Raw genomic sequence first — 23,027 nt, 5'->3', positions numbered from 1 at the left:
AAAAGGAACCGGGCCGAGCAATACAGGTTCCGGGTAAAAGGACGCAATGGGGAGCAGGAAAGAACCGGCGGCTGCGGCTAGGCGCGGCCGTTCCCCTTGGCATCGCCCTTCTTGCCTGCGGCATCGGCCGAGCGCGGCGCCAGGCGCGTGCGGGAGCTGTCGTGCAGCCAGGGCAGCACGGCCTCGGTCATGCGCGCGGCGGTCTTCACCGACTCCTTCGCCTGGTGCGCCACGGCGCTGGTCAGCGCTTCGATCATGGCCAGCGCCGACGACTCGGAATTGGCGGCGTATTGGTTTTCGGTCTGCGCGAACAGGCAGCCATGGGCGAAGGGCACCAGGGGCGAATGCAGCCCGTCGGTGAGTGCCAGAACCTTCACGCCACGCTCGTACGCGCCCTGCGCCAGCACCACCGTGTCGGTCAGGTAGCGCGGATAGCTGATGGCGATGAACAGATCGTCCTCCCCCATGCGGGGCAGCATCCGCGCACCGTAGGAAGCACCGGCCACGCCGGCCAGCAGGTGCACGCCGTCGCAATGCGCGTCCAGCCCGCGCTGCAGTAGCCCGGCCAGCCAGCCGCTGGCGCCAAAGCCTGCGAGGTAGATGCGCCGCGCCCCGACGATGGCCTGCACCGCCGCTTCGCAGGCAGCCGGGTCCAGCGCCTCGCGCGTGGCAGCGATGTTGCGCTGGCTTTCTTCCAGCGCGGCGGCGAAAACATCGCCGATGCTGCTGGGCTTTTCCAGCTTGATGCGCATCTTCTCGATGGGCGCCAGCATGGCTTCGAACCCGCGCACCAGTTCGGCCCGCAGCATGGGGTAGCCGTCCAGCCCGATGGCCCGCGCGAACCGGTTGGCCGTGGCGATGGAAACCCCCACCGCCGCCGCCAGTTCGTCGATCGGCATGGTCGCTGCCTGCAACGGGTGGGCCAGCACGTAGTCGGCCATCTGCTGGTGCGACCGCGTCAGCGTCGGCCGCACCCGGCCAATGCGGATGGCGATGGTCGCGGCTTCGTTGCTCGGTTCAGGTGCGGCGGACATAAAGGCGGCGAAAGGCCGAAAGAGCGACTGGTGTTTTGATAAAAAATTTACAACGTTTTCATATTAAAGAAAAAATTCAATCATTCAAAGAATTTTTACAAAGCCGTGAATGGGCCGCCTTCTCACCATCCCGTCTCGAATGGGTGGAGCGCCAGCGGACGCACCGAATGGCCCCATGAAAAAAGCCCTGCGCAGGGTGCGCAGGGCTTTCCATCCATCACGTGCCGAGGGCGGTCGACCCGGCCGTCCTGTCAACCGCTCTTCAGTCCGCCTCGATCTTCGACGCCTTCACCACCTGCGCCCAATTGGCCAAGTCGGACTTGACCCGTTCCGCGAGCGGCTGCGGCCCCTGGTAATCGGCCGTGGCGCCCTGCTCCTGGGCCTTTTGCTGGAACGCAGGGTTTTGCACGACGGTGCGCACATCGGCCACCAGCTTGTCGATCACCGACTTCGGCACGTTGGCCGGTGCGAACAGCGCGAACCATGAGGTGGCATCCACCTTGGGGTAGCCCGCATCGGCCGTGGTGGGCACGTTCGGCAGGCTGGCCAGGCGCTCCTTGCCCGTGACTGCCAGCACCCGCAGCTTGCCCGCCTGGATGTGCGGCATGAACGGCGGCGCGGTGCCGAAAGTCAGGTCCACCTGTCCACCCAGCAGATCCTGCAGCGCGGGGCCCGTGCCCTTGTAGGGCACATGCACCATCTTCATGCCGCCCTGCTGCTCCAGCATGGCGCCGGTCACATGCTGCAGCGACCCGTTGCCTGAAGAGGCGTAGTTGAGCTTGCCCGGATGGTCCTTGGCGTAGGCGATCAATTCCGCCAGCGTCTTCACCGGCAGGCCGTCGCGCACCACGATGATCTGCGGCGCCGACAGCACGTTCGCGATCGGCTGGAAGTCGGTGGGCTCCCACTGCTTTTGCCGGGTGAGCAGCGGCGAAATCACGTGGTAGCCCGAGTACTGCATGAGCAGCGTGTAGCCATCCGGCTCGGCCCGCTTCACGGCGGAGGCCGCAATGCTGCCGTTGCCGCCACCCTTGTTGTCCACCACCACCGATTGGCCCAGCACCGGGCCGAGCGTTTGCGCCAGCATGCGTGCGGAGAGGTCCGTCGTGCCCCCGGCCGCCGTGGGCACGACGAGGGTGACGGGTTTGATCGGGTAGCCGCTCCCCTGCGCCCAGGCCGTGCCGGCGAACGCGGTAGCCAGCGCTGCAGCCAGCAGGGAGTGGGCCAGGGCCGCTGCGAAGCGGCTCGCACTGCCCGGGGAAGTGACCGGGGAAGCGCCCAGGGAAGTGGCCTGAGGAAAGGCCGGGATCGTCGTGTCTGTCTGTGCCATGCACTGTCTCCTTGGTTTTTGAAATGTTCGAAAAATCGCTCCGATGCGCCGCGCTGGTGGCGGTGCATCGGTCGTCAATCCAGCTTGGCCCCGGTGTCCTTCACGACCCGGCCCCAGCGCGCCAAGTCGTCTCGCACCAAGGCCGCCAGTTGTGCGGAGCCGCCCTTGAAGGGCTCGCAGCCCACGGCGGCCAGCCGGTCGGCCACGTCTTTTTGCTCCAGCGCCTTGGCCACCTCGGCCTGCAGCCGTGCCACTACGGCGGGGGGCGTGCCCGCAGGTGCGAAAAGCCCGTACCACGGCGTCTGCCCGAAGCCCGACAGCGTCTCGCCAAGGGTGGGCGCGTCCGGCAACGCCGCCACGCGCTGCGTGTTGACCACGCCCAGCACCTTGAGCTTGCCGGCCTTGATGAACGCGATGGACGACGGCAGGCTTTGCACCGACAACGGCACCTGCCCGCCCACCACGTCGGTCGCGGCTGCGGCGGAGCCCTTGTACGGCACGTGCTGCAGCGAAATGCCGGCGGTCTTTTGCAGCATCTCGCCGATCAGGTGGTTGAGCGTGCCGTTGCCGGCCGAGGCGATGGCGTAGTGGCCCGGCCGCGCCTTGGCCAGTGCCACCAGCTCGGCAACGTTGGAGGCCGGAAACGCCGGATGGGCCACCAGCACATAGCCCGCCGTGGCCAAGGGCGCCACCGGCTCGAAATCCTTCACCGGATCGAACCCCGTGTGCTGGTACAGCCAGGGGTTGATGACCTGCGCGCTGTCGGCCGTGAGCAGCAGCGTGTAGCCGTCCGGCTTGGCCTTCGCCGCTGCCGCCGTGCCCACGTTGCCGCCTGCGCCGGGGCGGTTGTCCACCACCACGGGCTGCCCGAGCTGCTCCGACAGCTTTTGCGCCACCACGCGCGCGATCGCATCGTTGGCGCCACCGGCCTGCTGCGGCACCACGAGCGTGATCGCGCGGCCGGGATAGCCGGCCTGCGCCGCAGCAGTGCCTGCGGCCCCGCACAGCGATGCCGCCAGCGCAGCCAGCGCCCCGCGTCGGGAAATGGATGGAATGGGCATGGCGTTTGTCTCCTTCGTCTTTTGTTGTCGTGGTTTGCTCTGCTCTGCTCTGCTCTTGGCGCTGCCGCTGGCGGCTCGATCAGGGCGAGGCGCGCGCCAGGGCCCGCTCGCGGATCGCCTCGAAGCCCTCGGGCACCGGGTGCAGGTCGAGCCGGCGCCCGGCTTTCACGATCTGGCTCGGAATGTCGTGGCCGATCAGGCCAGGCAGGCGCCCGGCCGCCGCGATCAATGTCGGCAGATCCACACCCGTGTCGTAGCCCATCAGCTGGAGCGCGTGCGCGATCTCTTCGCTGCACACGTTGCCCGAAGCGCCGGGCGCATACGGGCAGCCGCCCAGGCCGCCGAGGGACGCATCGAAGCGGTCCGCCCCCGCATCGATGGCAGCCAGCACGTTCGCCAGGCCCAGGCCGCGCGTGTTGTGGAAATGCAGGGTGAAATCCACGCCCGGCCAGCGCGCACGGGCAGCGGCGGTGAGGTGCTCGACCTGCGTCGGGTAGGCCATGCCGGTCGTGTCGCACAGCGTGATCCCTCGCACCCCCAGGTCGGCAAAGCGCTGCACCCAGCCGAAAACCGCTTCCTGCGCCACATCGCCCTCCATGGGGCAGCCGAACGCGCACGACAGCGAAACGTTCACCGCCACCCCAGCGGCCTGCGCCGTAGCCACCACCTGCGCCAGCGCGGCGAACGATTGCTCGCGCCCCATGCGCAGGTTGGCCAGGTTGTGCGTTTCGCTGGCTGACATGACCAGGTTCAGCTCATCGGTGCGGGCCTCGATGGCGCGCTCGGCGCCCCGCACGTTGGGCACCAGCGCGCTGTACACCGTGCCCGGCCGCCGCGCGATCTCGCGCATGACGACCTCGGCATCGCGCAACGCCGGGATCGCCGTGGGCGAGACGAAAGCCGTCACCTCGATCTTCGACAGGCCCGCGTCGGACAACGCATTCACCAGCGCGATCTTGTCTGCCGTGGGCACGAAGGCCTGCTCCATCTGCAGGCCGTCGCGCGTGCCCACTTCCTGCAGGTGGATGCGCCGGCCGTTGCCATGCCAGACGCCAGGCCGTGGCCCGCTTTCGATGGGCGTCATTGAATCACTCCCTTGCTGCGCAGCAGCGCGATCTGATCGGCCGTGAGCCCGGCCTCGGCCAGCACCGCATCGGTGTCGTCGCCCAGGTGCGGCGCGCTGGAGCGGATCGTGCCCGGCGTGCCCGACAGCTTTGGCACGATGCCCGGCACCTCGACCGAATAGCCGTCGCGCGTGGTCTGCGGCAGCAGCATGTCGCGGGCGCGGTAATGCGGGTCCTCGGCGATGTCCTGCGCGGTGTACACCTTGCCGGCCGGCACGCGTGCCGCGCCCAGCCCCTGCAGCACGGCCTGCACCGTGCGCGGGGCCGTCCAGGCGCCGATGACGGCATCGATCTCGGCCACGCGGGCCACGCGCCCGGCGTTGCTGCCCAGGTCCGGGGCCGTCGCCAGGTCGGGCCGGCCGATCGTCTCCATCAGCCGCTTGAAGATGCTGTCGCCGTTGCCCGCCACCAGCACCCAGCCATCGGTGCACGGGTAGGCGTTGGACGGTGCGATGCCCGGCAGCGCGCTGCCGGCCGCGTCGCGCACCGCGCCGAAGGCGCTGTACTCGGGGATGAGGCTTTCCATCACGTTGAACACCGCTTCGTGCAGCGCCACGTCGATCACCTGGCCCTGGCCGCCGTTCACCTTGCGGTGGTAGAGCGCCGTGAGCACGCCGATGGCGCCGTGCAGCGCCGCCAGCGTGTCGCCGATGGACACGCCCACCCGCACCGGCACCCGGCCCGGCTCGCCCGTCAGGTGCCGCAGGCCGCCCATGGCCTCGCCGATCACGCCGAAGCCCGGCAGATCGCGGTATGGCCCGGTCTGGCCATAGCCCGAGATGCGAAGGATCACCAGCCCCGGGTTGAGCGCATGCAGCGCCTCGGGCGACATGCCCCAGCCCTCCAGCGTGCCGGGGCGGAAGTTCTCGATGAGCACGTCGGCCTCGGCGATGAGCCGGCGCGCGATGTCCTGGCCCTCGGCCTGGCGCAGGTCCAGCGCCAGCGAGCGCTTGTTGCGCGACTGCACCTGCCACCACACCGACGTGCCTTCCTTGATCAGGCGCCAGTTGCGCAGCGGGTCGCCCGCGCCCGGCGCCTCGATCTTCACTACGTCGGCCCCGAACTCGCCCAGCGTCTTGCCGCAGAACGGCCCGGCGATCAATTGGCCCATCTCGATCACCCGCACCCCCGCAAGGGCGGCCGGGGCGTTGGCGGATGCAGGCGCCGCAGCAGGCTCCGTTTCGTTCGTCATGTGTCTCCTTGGAATGGCGCGGATCATGCCGCGCCGCCCGCCCGCTGCAAAACCCCGATGCGCGACGCCGCCATCGCAAAACGGCATGGCCGGTGCATTGGCGCATTACCATCGGCGCCCATGAAGCTCGACCCGGTCTCCCTGCGCCTTTTCGTCGCGGTGATGGAAGAAAACGCCATCGCCCGCGCCGCGGCGCGCGAGCACATCGCCCCCTCGGCCGCCAGCCGCCGGCTCGCCGAGCTGGAAGGCACGCTGCAGGTGGAACTCTTCAGCCGCAGCAACCGCGGCACCGAACCCACCGACGCCGCCTATGCGCTGCTGAACATGGCGCGCGGCGTGCTCAACGAGCTGGACGGCATCGGTTTGCAGATGCGGGACTTCCGGGCCGGCGTGCGCGGCCAGGTGCGCGTGGTGGCCAACATCTCGGCCATCACGCAGTTCCTGCCGGCCGAACTGCCGGCCTTCATGGCGGCGCACCCCCAGGTGCAGGTGCGGCTGCAGGAGCAGATCAGCACCGCCATCGCCCAGTCGGTGGCCGAAAACGCGGCGGACGTGGGCATCCTCAACCACGGCAGCTACGGCGAGGGCGTCACGCTGCTGCCCTACCGCACCGACGAACTGGTGCTGATCGCGCCCAAGGGGCACCCGCTGTCGCGGCGGCGCTCGGTGCGGCTGGCCGAAGCGCTCGCCTTCGACTTCGTGGGCGTGCACCCGGGCAGCGCCATCAACAACCTGCTGACGCGCGCCGCGGCGCAAGCGGGCCTGCCGCTGCGCCTGCGCATCCAGGTCACCAGCTACGACGCGCTGTGCCTCATGGTCTCGGCCGGCCTGGGGGTGGGCGTGCTGCCACGCGGCAGCGCCCAGTTGTACCTGAGCCCCCTCGCCCTTCGGCCCGTGACGCTTGCCGAGCCGTGGGCGCACCGGCAACTCTCGCTGTGCGTGCGGTCCGAGGAGTCGCTTTCCAGCGTTGCGCGGCTGCTGGTGGACCACTTGCGTGCGACGGCCGGAGACCAGGCATGAATCCTACGAGCACCGTGACGCCCCCCCTGCGCTGGGATCTGTTCTGCCAGGTCATCGACAACTACGGCGACATCGGCGTCTGCTGGCGCCTCGCCGCCGACCTGGGAACGCGCGGCCATTCGGTACGGCTGTGGACGGACGACCCCAGCGCACTCGCCTGGATGGCCCCGGACGGAGCCCCGGGCGTGCAGGTGCTGCCCTGGCCCGCGCACGCCCCGCCCGATGGCCCGGGCGACGTGGTGCTGGAAGCCTTCGGCTGCGAAATTGCTCCTGATTTCATAGCATCCATCGCAGATCCACGCAGCGCTGGAGGCCAAAAAAGCTTGTGGATCAACCTGGAATACCTCAGCGCCGAACCCTACGTGGAGCGCAGCCACCGCCTGCCATCCCTTTTGATGTCCGGCCCCGGCGCCGGCTGCACGCGGTGGTTTTTCTACCCCGGTTTCACCGAACGCACCGGCGGCCTTCTGCGCGAGCCGGGCTTGATGGCGCGGCAGCGTGCGTTCGACCGCGGCGCCTGGCGGGCGCGCAAAGGGGTCGCGGCCGATGCGCTCGCCGTCTCGCTCTTTTGCTACGAGCCGCCCGCGCTGCCCCAAATGCTGGGCCAGTTGCAGCAGCGGCCCGGCGCCCATCTGCTGGTCACGCCCGGCCGCGCGGCGGCGGCGGTGCGGGCGCTGGAGAATGTGAGCCCAATCGACCTCCAGCGCAATGAATACGCCGGCACTCTGCTATCAATTTCATACTTGACTCCCTGTCCTCAGCCTGCCTTCGACGAAATGTTATGGGCGTGCGATCTCAATTGCGTGCGCGGCGAAGACTCTCTGGTGCGGGCGCTTTGGGCCGGCCAGCCGCTCGTGTGGCACATCTATCCGCAGGACGACGACTCCCACCACGCCAAGCTGCAGGCGTTTCTGGATTGGCTGCAGGCGCCCCCTTCCCTGCGGCGCTTTCATGCGATTTGGAACGGCATCGAACGGGGCGGGCCCCTGCCCGCGCTGGACACCGCCACCCTGCAGGAATGGTGCGAAACGGTGCAGGCCGCGCGGGCACGGCTGCTGGCGCAGGACGATCTGTTGACCCAATTGCTGGGGTTCGTGGCCGAAAAAAGCTAAAATCCACGGTTTTGCGCCAATCCAAGGCGGCACTTTCTGACGAAGTGACCAGCCGGCGCATCCCGCCGCGGAACATGCGCTGGCGCTCGGACCTTGCGCTGCATCTCTCAGGCAGCGCCCGCAGCGCCCCGGCGCGTAGAGCGGCTTCAACCCCAGCCCAGCAATCTGCTATGAAAATCGCTCAAGAAATCCGCGCCGGCAATGTGATCATGCACGGCAAGGACCCCATGGTCGTCCTGAAGACCGAATACGCCCGCGGTGGCCGCGGCGCCGCCACGGTCCGCATGAAGCTCAAGAGCCTGATCGGCAACTTCGGCACCGAAAACGTGTTCAAGGCCGACGACAAGATCGACAACGTGATCCTGGACAAGAAGGAGTGCACCTACTCCTACTTCGCCGACCCGATGTACGTCTGCATGGACACCGAGTTCAACCAGTACGAAGTCGAAGCCGAGAACATGGGCGACGCCTTGAACTACCTGGAAGACGGCATGACCGTCGAAGTGGTGTTCTATGACGGCAAGGCCATCTCGGTCGAGTTGCCCACCAGCGTGGAACGCGAAGTGACCTGGACCGAGCCCGCCGTCAAGGGCGACACGTCCGGCAAGGTGCTCAAGCCCGCCAAGATCGCCACCGGCTTCGAAGTGCCCGTGCCGCTGTTCGTGAGCCAGGGCGACAAGATCGAAATCGACACCCGCACGGGCGAATACCGCAAACGCGTCTGATCGGCAGCCGACCGATCCCAATCCCCAAAAAGGGCTCCCGTTGTACGGGAGCCCTTTTTTTGTCTTTTTTCTTTCAGCGCTCCATGGATCTGTGTTCCGGGTTTCAGCCAATTTCAGGAGGATTCACGCAATCTTCAGAGCGCGGCAAGGGGAATTTTTCCAGAATGGAAACCACCGGAACGCTGACAGTACGCAGCCCTTGCAAGAATCCCGGTTGCCATGGCATGTGGGGTTTAAGGGTGAGGAATTGCCGAGGCTTTCCGGTGGCGATTTCCATCAAAAACACCCAGGGAGCCTGCATGCATCCGATCCGCTTTTTCTCTTCCAAACCCCCCTTCGCGCTCTCCGCCATGGCCGCGCTGCTGATGGCGCCGGGACTTAGCCGCCCCGCTCACGCCGTGGAATGCCGCACCATCGCCTCGGTGCAGGCAAGTGCCGTTTCGAGCAACAACAACGACGCTGGTGGCCACCTCAATCAGCACATCTTCGGCGCTACGCCGCCCAAGGGCTCCAGCCAGACCGGCAAGACGCTGTTCACGAGCATCGGGGAATACAGCAACGTCTGGAACAACTACCAGAACCCGGAAAAATTCCGGGGTGATGCCATTGCTTGCTCCGGTACGAAAGCGCGGCAGAAGGTGACGGTCTATAGCGTATTGAAAAAAGACATGATCGGTGGCTTCAACTGCACGGCAGCCAATGCCAAAGGCGAGTGCACCTCCAAAACAAAATCGCAGCATAAGAAAATCCAGCTCGACTTCAAATTGGTCCAAGGCCAGTGGATCCTGCTGACGGCTTATCCGACCAACTGAACCCATGACAGCGGGCCGCAGGCACATTGGAGCAATGGTACGCCGACACCGCAGCCCGACCGGTACCGGGCCAGTCGATGGGTCAACGCACGTTTTTGATCCGTGGCGCCGACTCACCCGCCGCCTCGGCTGGGACCCAAGCTGCCGCAGAAACCTCGCAGCTATTGCCGTCCTCGGAGTCCGGAGGCGGCGACTCCAGATACACCGCGAGGCTTTTGGACACTGGAGCAGAACCACCTGACGGCTGCCGGTGCTGCTGGTACCAGCAACGGCCTCTGGCCCTGAAACCACGGCGCCCGCCGCACTGCAAGCCAAGGCCAGGGCAAATGCCCGCCTGTGCGTGCGGCAGCGGCATCGGTCAGATCGGCACGGCCACCAGATCGTGCCCTTGCGTGCCCACGATGCGAGCCCGGGTGAACTCGCCCACCTTCATCGTCTTGCTGATCTTCTCGGGCGGCAGCAGATGCACCACGCCGTCGATCTCGGGCGCATCGGCGTAGGTGCGGCCCGTGCCGCCCTTTCGGCCGAGGGCCGGCGCGGAATCGACCAGCACCTGCATGGTGGCGCCCACGCGGCCGCGCAGCTTGGCGGCGGACACTTGCTCGGCCACGGCCATGAAGCGCGCGCGGCGCTCTTGGCGCAACTCGATGGGCAGCATGCCGGGCAATTCGTTGGCCACGGCGCCGTTCACGTCGCTGTAGGCGAAGCAGCCGGCACGGTCGATTTGCGCCTCGCGCACGAAGTCCAGCAGGTGCTGGAACTCCTCTTCGGTTTCGCCCGGAAAACCGGCGATGAAGGTGCTGCGGATGACGATCTCGGGGCACGCCTCGCGCCAGCGCTGGATGCGCTCCAGATTGCGCTCGCCGCTGGCGGGGCGCCTCATGCGCTTGAGCACGTCGGGGTGGCTGTGCTGGAAGGGCACGTCCAGGTAAGGCAGCACCTTGCCCGTGGCCATGAGGGGCACCACTTCGTCAACGCTCGGGTAGGGGTACACGTAATGCAGGCGGACCCACGCACCGTAGGGCTCGGCGATTTCGCCCAATGTCTGCACCAGCTCCAGCATGCGGGTCTTGACGGGCTTGCCGTCCCAGAAACCGGTGCGGTACTTCACATCGACGCCGAAGGCCGAGGTGTCCTGGCTGATCACCAGCAGCTCTTTCACGCCGCCTTCGAACAGAGCCTTGGCCTCGCTCAGCACATCGCCGATGGGGCGCGACACGAGGTCGCCGCGCATCGAGGGGATGATGCAGAAGGTGCATCGGTGGTTGCAGCCCTCGCTGATCTTGAGGTACGCGTAATGCCTGGGGGTGAGCTTGATGCCCGCCACGCCGAAATTGCCCGGCACCAGGTCGATGAACGGATCGTGCGGCTTGGGCAGGTTGAGGTGGACGGCATCCATCACCTCCTGCGTGGCATGGGGGCCGGTGACGGCCAGCACGCTGGGGTGCATTTGCCGCACCAGGTTGCCGCCGCCCTCGCCGGCACGCGCGCCCAGGCAGCCGGTCACGATGACCTTGCCGTTCTCGGCCAGCGCCTCGCCGATGGTGTCCAGGCTTTCACGCACGGCATCGTCGATGAAGCCGCAGGTGTTGACGATGACGAGATCGGCACCTTTGAAGGTCTTGGAGGTCTGGTAGCCCTCGGCGCTCAGTTGCGTGAGGATCAGTTCGGAGTCGGTCAGGGCCTTGGGGCAGCCAAGACTTATGAAGCCAATCTTCGGAGTTTTGGCGGCTTCTAGCTTTGCAACTGCATCATAACTATCTGATTTCATTTGGATTTCGCGGGACGACCTGGCGGATGAGCAGGCGCGCGAATTGTAAGCCAGGCCGCGAATTGATCACAGACATACTTGATCTATACCTTCGAATTCGGGGCTCTGATCCTATTATTGATCCGGCATGAATTACTCATAAGTCAGTAACTTAGAGAACACTCTCTTGCGCAGTGCGGCGATCGGTGCTTTCATTGAAAGCATGAAACGAGACGGACGCACCCTGGCCCACAATGTGTTGGAAGAAATGCGCATGCTGGCCGTACAGCGCATGCGCGAAGGAGAGTCGTCAGCAGCGGTGGCTCCAATATGCCGATCCGCAACTGGCTCCTACATGCCGATCACGGACTGGCTCCTATATGGCGGTCGGTGACAGCAGCCGGCTGTCGGTGGGATGGGCGATGGCCTTGGGCATGACGGTCGTGTCCACGATCACACTGTCCACGCTGGAGGCACGCACGACGCCACCGCGCCGGGCGGCCTCGATGCTGGCCGCCAGCAGCGTCTGCACGCCTTCCTCTCCAACGCGCTTTCTCCAGCGCGTCAGGCTGGACGGGTCGATGGGCGCCTCGGTCTGCAGGTAGGTCTCGCCACACAAGAACTGCCAGTACGGGTTCTCCACCCAGGTGTTCACCACTGCCTCGTCAGAGGCATCGAAGGCGTGCTGCAGGTACAGCAGCCCAGCCACCAGCCGCGGCGGCAACGCGGGTCGGCCTCGTACGGACGTGAACGTGACCGCGAAGGTGCGCTCGATCTCGGCCCAGTCGATCAGTGCGGCCAGCCGCACAAGCGGGTGACGCATGTTGATCTGCTCGTCCAACCTTGGACGGAACAGCTCGGCCGTTTGCGGCTGCGAAGGCTTCGGACCCATGGAATCTCCGGAGGAATTTGCAAGAAAACAGGTATTGGCAGAACCATACCTTGCAAAGGCTGCGGCCATCAACCCCAAGAACTGCAAGCAGGATCAACAACTTGCGAGTTGTTCAGGACAGAATAAAGACGGCGGCATTGCGCTATAAATTCAATAGCAAATGACGAAAGCCCGCCGAAGCGGGCTTTCGTCATCGGGCGAGCGCCCTTCAGGCGGCGACGCCGTCCGCGACTTCCTTGTACTCCTCGATCTGGTCGAAGTTCATGTACTTGTAGATCTTGTCGCCGTTCTGGCTGAGCACGCCCATGTCCGCCAGGTACTCTTCCTTGGAGGGAATGCGGCCCAGCTTGGAGCAGATGGCCGAGAGTTCGGCCGAGCCCAGGTACACGTTGGTGTTCTTGCCCAGGCGGTTGGGGAAGTTGCGGGTGCTGGTGGACATCACCGTCGCGCCCTCTTTCACTTGCGCCTGGTTGCCCATGCACAGCGAGCAGCCGGGCATTTCCATGCGCGCGCCGGCTGCGCCGAAGACGCCGTAATGGCCTTCTTCGGTCAGCTGGTGCGCGTCCATCTTGGTGGGCGGAGCCATCCACAGCTTGACCGGGATGTCCTTCCTGCCTTCCAGCAGCTTGGAGGCCGCGCGGAAGTGGCCGATGTTGGTCATGCAAGAACCGATGAACACTTCGTCGATCGGGGCGCCGGCCACGTCCGACAGCGTCTTGGCGTCGTCGGGATCGTTCGGGCAGCAGACGATGGGCTCGGTGATCTCGGCCAGGTCGATCTCGATCACGGCGGCGTATTCGGCGTCTTCGTCAGGCTGCAGCAACTGGGGATTGGCCAGCCAGGCTTCCATGGCCTTGATGCGGCGCGTGATGGTGCGCGCATCGGCATAGCCCTGGGCGATCATGTTCTTGAGCAGCACGATGTTCGAGTTGATGTACTCGATGATCGGCTCCTTGTTCAGCCGCACCGTGCAGCCGGCGGCCGAGCGCTCGGCCGAAGCGTCGGACAGCTCGAAAGCCTGCTCCACCTTCATGTCCGGCAGGCCTTCGATTTCCAGAATGCGGCCCGAGAAGATGTTCTTCTTGCCCTTCTTCTCGACCGTCAGCAGGCCAGCCTTGATGGCGTACAGCGGAATGGCATGCACCAGATCGCGCAGCGTCACGCCGGGTTGCAGCGCGCCCTTGAAGCGCACCAGCACCGATTCCGGCATGTCCAGCGGCATCACGCCCGTGGCGGCAGCGAACGCCACCAGGCCGGAGCCGGCGGGGAAGCTGATGCCGATCGGAAAGCGCGTGTGCGAGTCGCCGCCGGTGCCCACGGTGTCGGGCAGCAGCATGCGGTTGAGCCAGCTGTGGATGATGCCGTCGCCGGGCTTGAGCGAAATGCCGCCGCGCGTGCTGATGAAGTCTGGCAGCTCGTGGTGCATCTTCACGTCCACGGGCTTCGGATACGCCGCTGTGTGGCAGAACGACTGCATCACCAGGTCGGCGCTGAAGCCCAGGCAGGCCAGATCCTTCAGTTCATCGCGCGTCATCGGGCCGGTGGTGTCCTGCGAGCCGACCGAGGTCATGCGGGGTTCGCAGTAGGTGCCGGGCACCACGCCTTCGCCTTCCGGCAGGCCGCAGGCGCGTCCGACCATCTTCTGGGCGAGCGTGAAGCCCTTGCCCGTGGCGGCCGGATTCTGCGGCAGGCGGAACAGCGTCGAAGGCGCAAGACCCAAAGACTCGCGCGCCTTGGCGGTGAGGCCGCGGCCCACGATCAGCGGAATGCGGCCACCGGCGCGCACTTCGTCGAACAGCACTTCGCTCTTGACCTCGAACTCGGCGATGACCTGCCCGTTCTTGAGCGCCTTGCCGGCATAGGGCAGCAACTCGATCTCGTCGCCCATGTTCATCTGGCTCACGTCCAGTTCGATGGGCAGCGCGCCCGCGTCTTCCATGGTGTTGTAGAAGATCGGAGCGATCTTGGAGCCCAGGCACACGCCGCCGAAACGCTTGTTCGGAACGTAGGGAATGTCTTCACCCGTGAACCACAGCACGCTGTTGGTGGCCGACTTGCGGCTGGAACCCGTGCCCACCACGTCGCCCACGTAGGCCACGAGGTTGCCCTTGGCGCGCAGGTCTTCGATGAACTTCACCGGGCCGCGCTTGCCGTCCTCTTCGGGCGTGATGCCATCGCGCTTGTTCTTGAGCATGGCCAGCGCATGCAGCGGGATGTCGGGACGGCTCCAGGCATCGGGCGCGGGCGACAGGTCGTCGGTGTTGGTTTCGCCGGTGACCTTGAGCACGGTGAGCTTGATGCTCTGCGGCACTTCGGGGCGGCTCGTGAACCACTCGGCATCGGCCCAGCTTTGCAGCACGGCCTTGGCGAATTCGTTGCCCTTGTCGGCCTTTTCCTTGACGTCATGGAACTGGTCGAACATCAGCAGCGTCTTCTTGAGGCCTTCGGCCGCGACGGACGCCACGGCGGCATCGTCCAGCAGATCGATCAGCGGCGTGAGGTTGTAGCCGCCCAGCATGGTGCCCAGCAGTTCGGTGGCCTTCTCGCGCCCGATCAGCGTGCACTTTTCGGTGCCGTGCGCCACGGCGGCCAGGTAGCTCGCCTTGACCTTGGCGGCATCGTCCACACCGGCGGGCACGCGGTACGTGATCAGCTCCACGAGCGTGGCTTCCTCGCCAGCGGGCGGCGCCTTCAGCAGTTCGATCAGCGAGGCGGTTTGCGTGGCCGTGAGCGGCAAGGGTGGAATGCCCAGTGCGGCGCGTTCGGCCACATGGTCGCGGTAGGCTTTCAACATGTTTTTCTCCGGTGGGTTTCTAGTGGGTGATGGTCGGCGGTGCACGCCGTGCAGGCCCGGGTGCGGCACGCACCCGGGGCCTCTGCGATCACTGGGCCGGCGCTGGCGCGGCCGGGGCAGAGGCCGTTGCAGGAGCGGTCGCGGGCAGCGCCTCCAGCAGGCTCGGCTGCGGGTTCTTCTTGATCGATTCGGTCACGGCCACTTGCTGCGGGCTCATGCACTCGTCGGCCAGGCGCTGGCCGAGCTTCTGGTTCATCAGCATCGACTTGTTGGCGATCTGGATCCAGACGGCGCCGGCCTTCTGGTCTTCCAGGCGCACCGCACCCGTGCTCGTCGCGATCGGCGACATGTAGTAATTGAAGCCCTTGCCGTCGATGCGGAAGTGGCCAGGCGACTTGGCGTCGGCTTCGATGTGCACGGACGCACCGAGTTCGCAAGGAATGTGGCCGGTGTGCACGCGCTCGGCAATCGCCAGTTCTTGCGGGGTCAACGCGGCCTCGGCGGCGATGATGCCCGTGGCGACCTGATTGGTCGCGCTCTTCAGCTGGGTGCGGCTGCTGGAGGCCTTCTTGGACGTGGCGGCAGGCTTCGCTGCGCTCTTGGCCGCAGGCTTGGCTTCCGTGGACTTTTCTTTTGCCTTGGCAGGCGCGGCCTTGGCAGGTGCAGCTTTCGCAGGGGTCTTGGCCGGTGCGGGTTTGGCGGGAGCGGCGTCTTGCGCCATCACGAGCGCAGGGGCCAGCAGCATCAATGCAGAAGCGATGAAGGTTTTCATGGGAACTCCGACGAAAAGGAGATGTAGGGGTGGGGAAACGTTGTCGGTCGAGACGGCTCAGGCAGGGCCTGCGGCCGGCGATGCAAACCACGCCAGTGCCTCGGTGGGCAGCACGCGGCCGGTCTGGTGCGCACGCTCCAGCACCTGCCAGAAATAGCGGTAGCTGGCGCGGTCGTGCAATACGCCATCCACGCTGACGGGAGCCCAGTCGGCGTGCGCGGCGGTGGAAAGAAGCTGGGCAGCCTGCGCGATCTCTTCCTGCGCTGGCGCGAACGCCTCCAGGATGGGACGGATCTGCGCGGGATGGATGCTCCACATGCGCGTGTAGCCGAACTGGCGCGCGGCGCGGCCGGCTGCAGCGCGCAGGGCATCGGCATCGTTGAATTCGGTCACCACGCAATGCGAGGGCACCTTGCCGTGGGCGTGGCAGGCCGCAGCGATTTCGAGCTTGGCGCGCACGACCAGCGGGTGCTCGAACTGTCCCTGCGAGCCCATGGCCTGGGCAGGAATCGCGCCACCGTGCGCGGACACGAAATCCATCAGGCCGAAGCTGATCGACTGCACGCGCGGATGCGCGGCGATCTCGAAGGCGTGGTGCACGGCTTGGGGCGACTCGATCAGCACATGCAAAGGCACCTGCCCGGCCGACGCGGCCAGCAACGCCCTTTCGGCACGGAGCACGTCTTCCACCGACTCGACCTTCGGCACCATGATGTGGCAAAGGTGGGCGGCAGCTTCGCCGGCAATCGTGGCCATGTCCTCGGCGAATGCCGGGTGATCCACGGCATGCACGCGGGCCGCGACCCGGGCGCCGGGCTGCGCGGTGCGAGCCAGGTCGGCCACCAAACTGGCGTGCTCGCGCTCCTGTCCGACGGGAGCGCCGTCTTCGCAGTCGAGCGTCACATCGAACACGCAGTGGCCGAACTCGGCCGCCATGGCGGCCTGAAGCTCCAGGCTCTTGCGCATGCGCGCTGCCACGCCGCTGTAGTGGTCGCAGACCGGCAAGCGCACGGGGCTGGCCTGGGCACCCATGAGCACCGTGGCGGGGTGGGCGCCGGCTGCGGTCATGACGGGCGCTGCGCCACGATGAACATGCGCGGGAACGCCAGCAACCGGCGGCCATCGCTGCGCACGGCATACGCCGCATCGACGCGGCGTTGGTATTCGGCCAGGAAGCTTTCGCGCAGCGGGTCGGACAGCGGATCGATGAAAGGATTGAGGCCCGTGGCACGCACCCATTCGACGATGGCGGCAGGCGACTCCATCACGTGCTGGTACACGGTGTGCCATGCGTCCATGCGTTCGGCGCGCGGCGCCAGCAAGTCGTAATAGCGGCCAATGCCGAAAAGCTCGGTGCGCAACGCATCGGCGTCCCCGATGGGCTCGCGCCACGGCGCCTCGGCGGCCACCTCACGCATCAGGCGGTGCGTGGGTTCCTGGCGGTTATCAGGCATCTGGATCGCCAGCACGCCACCCGGGGCGAGGCTGTCGAACAGACGCGGAATGAGCGTTTCATGCTCTGCCACCCATTGCAGGGAGGCATTGGCGTAAATCAGGTCGGGCGCAACGTCGGGCACCCAGCGGGCGATATCGCCCAGCACGAAGTCCACACCGGGCAGGCGCTCCCGCGCGCTGACCAGCATGGCTTCGGAGTTGTCGATGCCGGTGACTCGCGCCTCGGGGAAGCGCCGCACCAGCAGCTCGGTGGAATTGCCGGGCCCGCAGCCCAGGTCCACCACGTGGACCGGTGCGGGATGGGGCACCCGCGCGAGCAGTTCGTGGGCCGGACGCGTGCGCTCGTCCTCGTAGCGGCGATAAAGCGCGGGATTCCAGTCGAGCATGGAGAACGAAACGAGAGAGGAAAAAATTACAGCAGGTGCTTCACGCCGTCTTGCTCGCCTTGCAACTCGGCCAGCGTCTTGTCGATGCGTTCCTGGCTGAATGCGTCGATCTCCAGGCCTTCGACGACCTTGTACTCGCCGTTTTCGCAGGTGACGGGAAAGCCGAACATCACATCCTTGGGAATGCCGTATTGGCCATCCGAAGGAACGCCCATGGTGACCCACTTGCCGTTGGTGCCCAGGGTCCAGTCGCGCATGTGGTCGATGGCGGCGTTGGCGGCCGAAGCCGCCGAGGAAGAGCCGCGCGCTTCGATGATGGCGGCGCCGCGCTTGCCCACCGTGGGCAGGAACGTGTCGGCGTTCCATTCCTGGTCGTTGATCATCTTGGCGACGCTTTCGCCGTTGATGGTGGCGAAGCGGTAGTCGGCGTACATCGTGGGCGAGTGGTTGCCCCACACGGCCAGCTTTTCGATGTCGGCCACGGCCTTGCCGGTCTTGGCGGCGATCTGGCTGGCAGCACGGTTGTGGTCCAGGCGCAGCATGGCGGTGAAGTTCTTGCGCGGCAGGTCGGGCGCGCTCTTCATGGCGATGTAAGCGTTGGTGTTGGCGGGGTTACCGACGACCAGCACCTTCACGTTGCGGCTGGCCACGGCGTTCAGTGCCTTGCCCTGGGCCGTGAAGATGGCGCCGTTGACGGCCAGCAGCTCGGCACGTTCCATGCCGGGGCCACGGGGGCGCGAGCCGACCAGCAGGGCGTAGTCCGCATCCTTGAAAGCCGTCATCGGATCGCTGTGGGCTTCCATGCCGACCAGCAGCGGGAAGGCGCAGTCGTCGAGTTCCATCATCACGCCCTTGAGCGCCTTTTGCGGGCCTTCGACAGGCACTTCGAGCAATTGCAGGATGACGGGCTGGTCCTTGCCCAGCATTTCGCCGGAGGCAATACGGAACAGCAGGGCGTAACCGATTTGACCAGCGGCGCCGGTAACAGCAACACGGACGGGCTTCTTGCTCATGAAAAACTCCAGAAAGTGGAAAAACGGGTGTCGGTGCAGTCAATGCACCAGCGCCAGTCAAACCAAGCAGCCCGTGCCCTGCAGAACAGCTCCCGAGTGTACTGCTGAAATCCGAGGCCGGTCAATTTGTCTTATGTCTTATATAAGATATCATCCTGCATCGCCAGTGCACGAAACCTTCCCGGATGCTTCGCGCCTGCCGCCTCTCGATAAGCCCATGTCTACCTCCCCGGTTGCCGCCTCCGACAACCCTGCAGCCGCTGCAGGGAGCATTGGTGCGCCCACGCCGGCATTCAGTCCCCTGTACCAGCAAATCAAGGGACTCATCCTGCACAGCCTGCAGCATGGCGAGTGGAAACCGGGTGAATCCATCCCCAGCGAGATGGAGCTGGCCGCACGTTTTCGCGTCAGCCAGGGCACCGTGCGCAAGGCCATCGACGAACTGGCTGCGGAAAACCTCGTCGTTCGCCGCCAAGGCAAAGGCACTTTCGTGGCGACCCACGCCGAACGGCACGTCCAATACCGGTTCTTGAAGCTCATGCCCGATTCGGGCGATGCCAGCGTCGAGGGGCCAGCGCAGCGCCACATCATCGACTGCCGCCGCATCCGCGCAAGCGCCGAGATCGCGCGGGCCCTGGCACTTCGGGGCGGTGACGCCGTCGTGCATGCCAAGCGTATCCTGTCGTTCGGCGACGTGCCCACCATCCTGGAGGAAATCTGGTTGCCTGGACAGGCCTTCAAGGGGCTCACCGCCGAACAGATGTCCAGCTACCAGGGCCCCACCTACGCCATGTTCGAAATCGATTTCGGCGTGAGAATGGTGCGGGCCGATGAGAAGCTGCGTGCCGTGCAGCCCGACGAAGAACAGGCCCGGCTGCTGCAGGTGGCGCCCGGCACGCCCTTGCTCAGCGTTGAGCGCATTGCCTATACCTACAACGAAGTTCCGATGGAGTTACGCAAGGGTCTCTACCGCACCGATACGCACCACTATCACAACGAGCTGAGCTGAACCGCGGGTAGGCGCGGATACCGCCGGGCGAAATTACGCCGTACCGAAATACTGCGGTTGTTGCATTGCAATAGAATTTTGGGTTGTTTCGTTCGCGCGAAATAACAAAGCAGTTACATCCACGAAAGCACCGCCATGACCGAGATCGCCAAAAAGCGGCCTGAATTCCGCAACATCAATGCCCTCACGGACCTGCCCACCTACCGCCTTCCTGCGGCGGGATGGGTGTCGATCCTGCACCGCGTCAGCGGTGTGATCATGCTGGTGTTGCTCCCCTTCATCCTGTGGATGTTCGACACCTCGGTGTCTTCGGAAATCTCGTTCGGCAGATTCAAGGCGGCCTTCGTGGTCGGCCTTGGCTTCGTGCCAGGATGGTTTCTCAAACTCGTCGTGCTGGCCCTCATCTGGGCCTACCTGCACCACTTCATCGCCGGTCTGCGCCACCTCTGGATGGACATCAGCCATGACGCCGTGAACAAGAACTTCGGCGCGAAGTCCGCCACGGCCACGCTGGTCATCAGCATCGCACTCACTCTCGTGCTGGGCGCCAAGCTGTTCGGCCTGTACTGAGCCACACCGACACTCCCACGAACCCCACAAAAAAAGGATTTCCTATGTCCGTGAATTACGGCTCCAAGCGCATCGTCGTCGGTGCCCACTACGGAACGCGCGACTGGCTGAGCCAGCGCGTGACCGCTGCCCTGATGGCGCTCTTCACCGTCATCCTGCTGGCGCAAGTGCTGCTGACCAAAGGCCCCATCGGCTACGACCGCTGGGCTTCCATCTTTTCGGCGCAATGGATGAAGGTTCTCACCTTCTCCGTCATCGTCGGCCTCGCCTGGCACGTCTGGGTCGGCACGCGCGATGTGTTGATGGACTATGTGAAGCCCGTGGGCCTGCGCCTGGCCTTGCAGGCCGTCGCGATCTTCTGGCTCGTCGGCTGTGCCGGCTGGGGCATCCAGATCCTCTGGCGTCTCTGATCCATTCCCGCGACTGAAGGCAACAACAATGAGCTACACCAAAGCGAACATCACCACGCGCAAGTTCGACGTCGTCATCATCGGTGCCGGCGGCTCCGGCATGCGCGCCGCTCTTGAGCTGTCCCGGGCCGGCCTGAACGTGGCCTCCCTGTCCAAAGTGTTCCCCACCCGCTCGCACACCGTTGCGGCGCAGGGCGGCGTGAGCGCATCGCTCGGCAACATGAGCGAGGACAACTGGCACTATCACTTCTACGACACCATCAAGGGCTCCGACTGGTTGGGCGACCAGGACGCCATCGAGTTCATGTGCCGCGAAGCGCCCAAGGTCGTGTACGAACTCGAACACTTCGGCATGCCGTTCGACCGCAACCCCGACGGCACCATCTACCAGCGCCCCTTCGGTGGCCACACGGCCAATTACGGCGAAAAGCCGGTTCAGCGCGCATGCGCCGCAGCCGACCGTACCGGCCACGCGATGTTGCACACGCTGTACCAGCAAAACGTCAAGGCGAAGACCAACTTCTTCGTCGAATGGATGGCACTGGACCTGATTCGCGACGCCGATGGCGACGTGGTCGGCGTCACCGCGCTGGAGCTGGAGACCGGCGAACTGTATGCACTGCAGGCCAAGGCCGTGCTGCTGGCCACCGGCGGCGCTGGCCGCATCTTTGCAGCGTCGACGAACGCCTTCATCAACACCGGCGACGGCCTGGGCATGGCGGCGCGCGCCGGCATCCCGCTGCAGGACATGGAGTTCTGGCAGTTCCACCCCACCGGCGTGGCCGGGGCGGGCGTGCTGCTGACGGAAGGCTGCCGTGGCGAAGGCGCGATCTTGCTCAACAGCAATGGCGAACGATTCATGGAGCGCTACGCACCCACGCTGAAAGACCTGGCCCCCCGCGATTTCGTTTCCCGTTCCATGGATCAGGAAATCAAGGAAGGCCGTGGCTGCGGCCCCAACAAGGACTATGTGCTGCTCAAGCTCGACCACCTCGGTGCCGAGACGATCCACAAACGCCTGCCTTCCGTGTATGAGATCGGCGTCAACTTCGCCAACGTCGACATCACGAAGGAACCGATTCCCGTGGTGCCCACCATCCACTATCAGATGGGCGGCATTCCGACCAACATCAATGGTCAGGTGGTGATCCAGAACGGCGACGTCCACAACCAGGTCGTGAACGGTCTGTACGCCGTGGGCGAATGTTCTTGCGTATCGGTGCATGGCGCCAACCGCCTGGGCACCAACTCGCTGCTCGACCTGCTGGTGTTCGGCAAGTCCGCCGGCCGCCACATCGTGGACATGATCAAGGGCAGCGGCGAGCACAAGCCCCTGCCGGCCGACGGCGCTGAACGCACCCTGGCTCGCCTGAACCAGCTGCAGGATTCCAACGAAGGGACCTACGCGCAGGACGTGGCCAACGACATCCGCGCCTCCATGCAGCAGCATGCCGGCGTGTTCCGCACGCAGGAAAGCATGGACGAAGGCGTGCTCAAGATCAACGCCATCCGCGATCGCGTCGGCTCCGTCACGCTCAAGGACAAGTCCAAGGTCTGGAACACGGCACGCATGGAAGCCCTGGAAGTGGACAACCTCATCGAAGTGGCGCAGGCCACGATGACCTCCGCTGCAGCCCGCAAGGAATGCCGCGGCGCCCATACCGTGTATGACTACGAGCACCCGGCCGACCACGCGGAATTCCCGCTGGGCCGCAACGACAAAGAGTGGATGAAACACACCTTGTGGCACAGCGCTGGCAACAACCTGACCTACAAGCCCGTGAACCTGAAGCCTTTGACGGTCGACAGCGTGCCCCCCAAGGTCCGTACGTTCTGACCCTACAAGCCCACGAGAAAGAACACCATGAAGCGCACCTTTCAAATCTACCGCTACGATCCGGACAAGGACGCCAAGCCCTACATGCAGACCGTCGAGATCGAACTCGACGGCCATGAGCGCATGCTGCTGGACGCCCTGGTGAAGCTCAAGGCGCAAGACCCGTCCATCTCGTTCCGTCGCTCATGCCGCGAAGGCGTGTGTGGTTCCGATGCGATGAACATCAACGGCAAGAACGGCCTGGCATGTCTCACCAACATGAACACGCTCAAGGGCACCATCGTGCTCAAGCCCCTGCCCGGCCTGCCCGTGATCCGCGACCTGATCGTGGACATGACGCAGTTCTTCAAGCAGTACAACTCGATCAAGCCGTACCTCATCACAGAAGGCATCACGCCTGAGAAAGAACGCCTGCAAAGCCCGGAAGAGCGCGATGAGCTCAATGGACTTTACGAGTGCATTCTGTGCGCCAGCTGCTCCACGAGCTGCCCCAGCTTCTGGTGGAACCCCGACAAGTTCGTGGGCCCCGCAGGGCTGCTGCAGGCGTACCGTTTCATTGCGGACAGCCGCGACGAAGCGACCGGTGCACGACTGGACAACCTCGAAGATCCTTATCGCCTGTTCCGCTGCCACACCATCATGAACTGCGTGGATGTGTGCCCCAAGGGACTCAATCCCACGAAGGCCATTGGCAAGATCAAGGAACTGATGGTGCGTCGCGCCATCTGA

Annotated in this window: 22 protein-coding genes and 1 pseudogene; 10 read left to right on the top strand and 13 right to left on the bottom strand. The window is 65.3% G+C overall.

Translation table 11 applies throughout. The features are described 5' to 3' along the window. Nucleotides 1-77: 77 nt before the first annotated feature. From AVHM3334_RS09755 to AVHM3334_RS09735, 5 genes are all read right to left on the bottom strand, one after another. A complete protein-coding gene (locus AVHM3334_RS09755; protein ID WP_284411779.1) occupies nucleotides 78-1,034 on the bottom strand; it encodes a MurR/RpiR family transcriptional regulator in 957 nt (318 codons plus the stop codon). Nucleotides 1,035-1,296: 262 nt separating this feature from the next. Next, a complete protein-coding gene (locus AVHM3334_RS09750) occupies nucleotides 1,297-2,364 on the bottom strand; it encodes a Bug family tripartite tricarboxylate transporter substrate binding protein (RefSeq protein ID WP_284411777.1) in 1,068 nt (355 codons plus the stop codon). Nucleotides 2,365-2,438: 74 nt separating this feature from the next. Continuing rightward, nucleotides 2,439-3,425 (bottom strand): Bug family tripartite tricarboxylate transporter substrate binding protein, encoded by a 987-nt coding sequence (locus AVHM3334_RS09745; RefSeq protein WP_284411775.1) that lies wholly within the window; start codon nucleotides 3,423-3,425, stop codon nucleotides 2,439-2,441. Nucleotides 3,426-3,504: 79 nt separating this feature from the next. After that, a complete protein-coding gene (locus AVHM3334_RS09740) occupies nucleotides 3,505-4,509 on the bottom strand; it encodes a hydroxymethylglutaryl-CoA lyase (protein WP_284411773.1) in 1,005 nt (334 codons plus the stop codon). Beyond that, nucleotides 4,506-5,741, bottom strand: coding sequence for a CaiB/BaiF CoA transferase family protein (locus tag AVHM3334_RS09735; protein ID WP_284411771.1), 1,236 nt, complete (start codon nucleotides 5,739-5,741; stop codon nucleotides 4,506-4,508). The genes AVHM3334_RS09740 and AVHM3334_RS09735 overlap by 4 nt, the downstream gene beginning before the upstream one ends. 120 nt (nucleotides 5,742-5,861) lie before the next feature. On the opposite strand from AVHM3334_RS09735, the gene AVHM3334_RS09730 reads away from it, so the two are divergent. The 3 genes from AVHM3334_RS09730 (at nucleotide 5,862) to efp (ending at nucleotide 8,598) form a co-directional block, all read left to right on the top strand. Beyond that, nucleotides 5,862-6,761: a LysR family transcriptional regulator gene (locus tag AVHM3334_RS09730; protein ID WP_284411769.1), complete on the top strand. Its 900-nt coding sequence runs from the start codon at nucleotides 5,862-5,864 to the stop codon at nucleotides 6,759-6,761. Further along, complete coding sequence (gene earP, locus AVHM3334_RS09725; RefSeq protein ID WP_284411767.1) at nucleotides 6,758-7,873, top strand: elongation factor P maturation arginine rhamnosyltransferase EarP; 1,116 nt, start codon at nucleotides 6,758-6,760, stop codon at nucleotides 7,871-7,873. Before AVHM3334_RS09730 ends, earP begins: the two co-directional genes overlap by 4 nt. A 170-nt stretch (nucleotides 7,874-8,043) precedes the next feature. Next, the gene (efp, locus tag AVHM3334_RS09720; RefSeq protein ID WP_272552191.1) at nucleotides 8,044-8,598 is read left to right on the top strand and encodes an elongation factor P; all 555 of its coding nucleotides are present in this window, start codon (nucleotides 8,044-8,046) and stop codon (nucleotides 8,596-8,598) included. A 103-nt stretch (nucleotides 8,599-8,701) separates the two neighbouring features. On the opposite strand, the gene AVHM3334_RS09715 is transcribed toward efp, so the two are convergent. Then, the gene (locus AVHM3334_RS09715) at nucleotides 8,702-8,875 is read right to left on the bottom strand and encodes a hypothetical protein (RefSeq protein ID WP_284411765.1); all 174 of its coding nucleotides are present in this window, start codon (nucleotides 8,873-8,875) and stop codon (nucleotides 8,702-8,704) included. Between AVHM3334_RS09715 and AVHM3334_RS09710 the strand changes: the two genes are divergently transcribed. After that, nucleotides 8,862-9,410, top strand: coding sequence for a hypothetical protein (locus tag AVHM3334_RS09710; RefSeq protein ID WP_284411763.1), 549 nt, complete (start codon nucleotides 8,862-8,864; stop codon nucleotides 9,408-9,410). The genes AVHM3334_RS09715 and AVHM3334_RS09710 overlap by 14 nt on opposite strands. Nucleotides 9,411-9,768: 358 nt before the next feature. Here the strand turns inward: AVHM3334_RS09710 and rimO are convergent, their stop codons facing one another. Together rimO and AVHM3334_RS09700 are read right to left on the bottom strand one after the other, a co-directional pair. Then, nucleotides 9,769-11,181: a 30S ribosomal protein S12 methylthiotransferase RimO gene (gene rimO / locus AVHM3334_RS09705; RefSeq protein WP_284411761.1), complete on the bottom strand. Its 1,413-nt coding sequence runs from the start codon at nucleotides 11,179-11,181 to the stop codon at nucleotides 9,769-9,771. Nucleotides 11,182-11,554: 373 nt separating this feature from the next. Continuing rightward, nucleotides 11,555-12,052 (bottom strand): annotated as a pseudogene (locus AVHM3334_RS09700) (transposase); the annotation flags it as partial. Here AVHM3334_RS09700 and AVHM3334_RS09695 point away from each other — a divergent pair. Further along, the gene (locus AVHM3334_RS09695) at nucleotides 12,051-12,200 is read left to right on the top strand and encodes a hypothetical protein (protein ID WP_284411759.1); all 150 of its coding nucleotides are present in this window, start codon (nucleotides 12,051-12,053) and stop codon (nucleotides 12,198-12,200) included. The pseudogene AVHM3334_RS09700 and the gene AVHM3334_RS09695 sit on opposite strands and share 2 nt — an antisense overlap. Before the next feature lie 60 nt (nucleotides 12,201-12,260). On the opposite strand, the gene acnB is transcribed toward AVHM3334_RS09695, so the two are convergent. From acnB to AVHM3334_RS09670, 5 genes are all read right to left on the bottom strand, one after another. Continuing rightward, nucleotides 12,261-14,846 carry a bifunctional aconitate hydratase 2/2-methylisocitrate dehydratase gene (gene acnB / locus AVHM3334_RS09690; protein WP_284411757.1) on the bottom strand — a complete coding sequence of 862 codons (2,586 nt, stop codon included), beginning with the start codon at nucleotides 14,844-14,846 and terminating at the stop codon, nucleotides 12,261-12,263. 88 nt (nucleotides 14,847-14,934) lie between these two features. Next, the gene (locus tag AVHM3334_RS09685; RefSeq protein ID WP_284411755.1) at nucleotides 14,935-15,618 is read right to left on the bottom strand and encodes a hypothetical protein; all 684 of its coding nucleotides are present in this window, start codon (nucleotides 15,616-15,618) and stop codon (nucleotides 14,935-14,937) included. Nucleotides 15,619-15,675: 57 nt separating this feature from the next. Then, complete coding sequence (locus AVHM3334_RS09680; protein WP_284411753.1) at nucleotides 15,676-16,686, bottom strand: HpcH/HpaI aldolase/citrate lyase family protein; 1,011 nt, start codon at nucleotides 16,684-16,686, stop codon at nucleotides 15,676-15,678. Then, complete coding sequence (gene tam, locus AVHM3334_RS09675; protein ID WP_284411751.1) at nucleotides 16,683-17,459, bottom strand: trans-aconitate 2-methyltransferase; 777 nt, start codon at nucleotides 17,457-17,459, stop codon at nucleotides 16,683-16,685. The genes AVHM3334_RS09680 and tam overlap by 4 nt, the downstream gene beginning before the upstream one ends. A 26-nt stretch (nucleotides 17,460-17,485) precedes the next feature. Further along, a complete protein-coding gene (locus AVHM3334_RS09670) occupies nucleotides 17,486-18,472 on the bottom strand; it encodes a malate dehydrogenase (protein ID WP_284411749.1) in 987 nt (328 codons plus the stop codon). A 217-nt stretch (nucleotides 18,473-18,689) separates the two neighbouring features. Between AVHM3334_RS09670 and AVHM3334_RS09665 the strand changes: the two genes are divergently transcribed. The 5 genes from AVHM3334_RS09665 to AVHM3334_RS09645 all read left to right on the top strand — a co-directional run bounded on the left by AVHM3334_RS09665 (nucleotide 18,690) and on the right by AVHM3334_RS09645 (nucleotide 23,027). Further along, on the top strand, nucleotides 18,690-19,481 hold the full coding sequence (locus AVHM3334_RS09665) for a GntR family transcriptional regulator (RefSeq protein WP_284411747.1): 792 nt from the start codon (nucleotides 18,690-18,692) through the stop codon (nucleotides 19,479-19,481). A 135-nt stretch (nucleotides 19,482-19,616) separates the two neighbouring features. Further along, on the top strand, nucleotides 19,617-20,051 hold the full coding sequence (sdhC, locus tag AVHM3334_RS09660) for a succinate dehydrogenase, cytochrome b556 subunit (protein WP_092745397.1): 435 nt from the start codon (nucleotides 19,617-19,619) through the stop codon (nucleotides 20,049-20,051). 44 nt (nucleotides 20,052-20,095) lie between these two features. Then, nucleotides 20,096-20,461 (top strand): succinate dehydrogenase, hydrophobic membrane anchor protein, encoded by a 366-nt coding sequence (gene sdhD, locus AVHM3334_RS09655; protein WP_284411745.1) that lies wholly within the window; start codon nucleotides 20,096-20,098, stop codon nucleotides 20,459-20,461. A gap of 28 nt (nucleotides 20,462-20,489) precedes the next feature. After that, a complete protein-coding gene (gene sdhA, locus AVHM3334_RS09650; RefSeq protein ID WP_284411743.1) occupies nucleotides 20,490-22,298 on the top strand; it encodes a succinate dehydrogenase flavoprotein subunit in 1,809 nt (602 codons plus the stop codon). A 27-nt stretch (nucleotides 22,299-22,325) separates the two neighbouring features. Next, nucleotides 22,326-23,027 (top strand): succinate dehydrogenase iron-sulfur subunit, encoded by a 702-nt coding sequence (locus AVHM3334_RS09645; RefSeq protein WP_272548188.1) that lies wholly within the window; start codon nucleotides 22,326-22,328, stop codon nucleotides 23,025-23,027.

The sequence above is a fragment of the Acidovorax sp. SUPP3334 genome, assembly GCF_030159055.1.
In the GTDB taxonomy this organism is placed as follows: domain Bacteria; phylum Pseudomonadota; class Gammaproteobacteria; order Burkholderiales; family Burkholderiaceae_C; genus Paracidovorax.
This window is presented reverse-complemented; position numbering and strand designations above follow the sequence as displayed.

Coding starts and splice junctions, on each gene's coding strand:
- AVHM3334_RS09755 (WP_284411779.1), bottom strand. CDS start 1,034: ATGTCCGCCGCACCTGAACCGAGCAACGAAGCCGCGACCATCGCCATC.
- AVHM3334_RS09750 (WP_284411777.1), bottom strand. CDS start 2,364: ATGGCACAGACAGACACGACGATCCCGGCCTTTCCTCAGGCCACTTCC.
- AVHM3334_RS09745 (WP_284411775.1), bottom strand. CDS start 3,425: ATGCCCATTCCATCCATTTCCCGACGCGGGGCGCTGGCTGCGCTGGCG.
- AVHM3334_RS09740 (WP_284411773.1), bottom strand. CDS start 4,509: ATGACGCCCATCGAAAGCGGGCCACGGCCTGGCGTCTGGCATGGCAAC.
- AVHM3334_RS09735 (WP_284411771.1), bottom strand. CDS start 5,741: ATGACGAACGAAACGGAGCCTGCTGCGGCGCCTGCATCCGCCAACGCC.
- AVHM3334_RS09730 (WP_284411769.1), top strand. CDS start 5,862: ATGAAGCTCGACCCGGTCTCCCTGCGCCTTTTCGTCGCGGTGATGGAA.
- earP (WP_284411767.1), top strand. CDS start 6,758: ATGAATCCTACGAGCACCGTGACGCCCCCCCTGCGCTGGGATCTGTTC.
- efp (WP_272552191.1), top strand. CDS start 8,044: ATGAAAATCGCTCAAGAAATCCGCGCCGGCAATGTGATCATGCACGGC.
- AVHM3334_RS09715 (WP_284411765.1), bottom strand. CDS start 8,875: ATGGAAATCGCCACCGGAAAGCCTCGGCAATTCCTCACCCTTAAACCC.
- rimO (WP_284411761.1), bottom strand. CDS start 11,181: ATGAAATCAGATAGTTATGATGCAGTTGCAAAGCTAGAAGCCGCCAAA.
- AVHM3334_RS09695 (WP_284411759.1), top strand. CDS start 12,051: ATGGAATCTCCGGAGGAATTTGCAAGAAAACAGGTATTGGCAGAACCA.
- acnB (WP_284411757.1), bottom strand. CDS start 14,846: ATGTTGAAAGCCTACCGCGACCATGTGGCCGAACGCGCCGCACTGGGC.
- AVHM3334_RS09685 (WP_284411755.1), bottom strand. CDS start 15,618: ATGAAAACCTTCATCGCTTCTGCATTGATGCTGCTGGCCCCTGCGCTC.
- AVHM3334_RS09680 (WP_284411753.1), bottom strand. CDS start 16,686: ATGACCGCAGCCGGCGCCCACCCCGCCACGGTGCTCATGGGTGCCCAG.
- tam (WP_284411751.1), bottom strand. CDS start 17,459: ATGCTCGACTGGAATCCCGCGCTTTATCGCCGCTACGAGGACGAGCGC.
- AVHM3334_RS09670 (WP_284411749.1), bottom strand. CDS start 18,472: ATGAGCAAGAAGCCCGTCCGTGTTGCTGTTACCGGCGCCGCTGGTCAA.
- AVHM3334_RS09665 (WP_284411747.1), top strand. CDS start 18,690: ATGTCTACCTCCCCGGTTGCCGCCTCCGACAACCCTGCAGCCGCTGCA.
- sdhC (WP_092745397.1), top strand. CDS start 19,617: ATGACCGAGATCGCCAAAAAGCGGCCTGAATTCCGCAACATCAATGCC.
- sdhD (WP_284411745.1), top strand. CDS start 20,096: ATGTCCGTGAATTACGGCTCCAAGCGCATCGTCGTCGGTGCCCACTAC.
- sdhA (WP_284411743.1), top strand. CDS start 20,490: ATGAGCTACACCAAAGCGAACATCACCACGCGCAAGTTCGACGTCGTC.
- AVHM3334_RS09645 (WP_272548188.1), top strand. CDS start 22,326: ATGAAGCGCACCTTTCAAATCTACCGCTACGATCCGGACAAGGACGCC.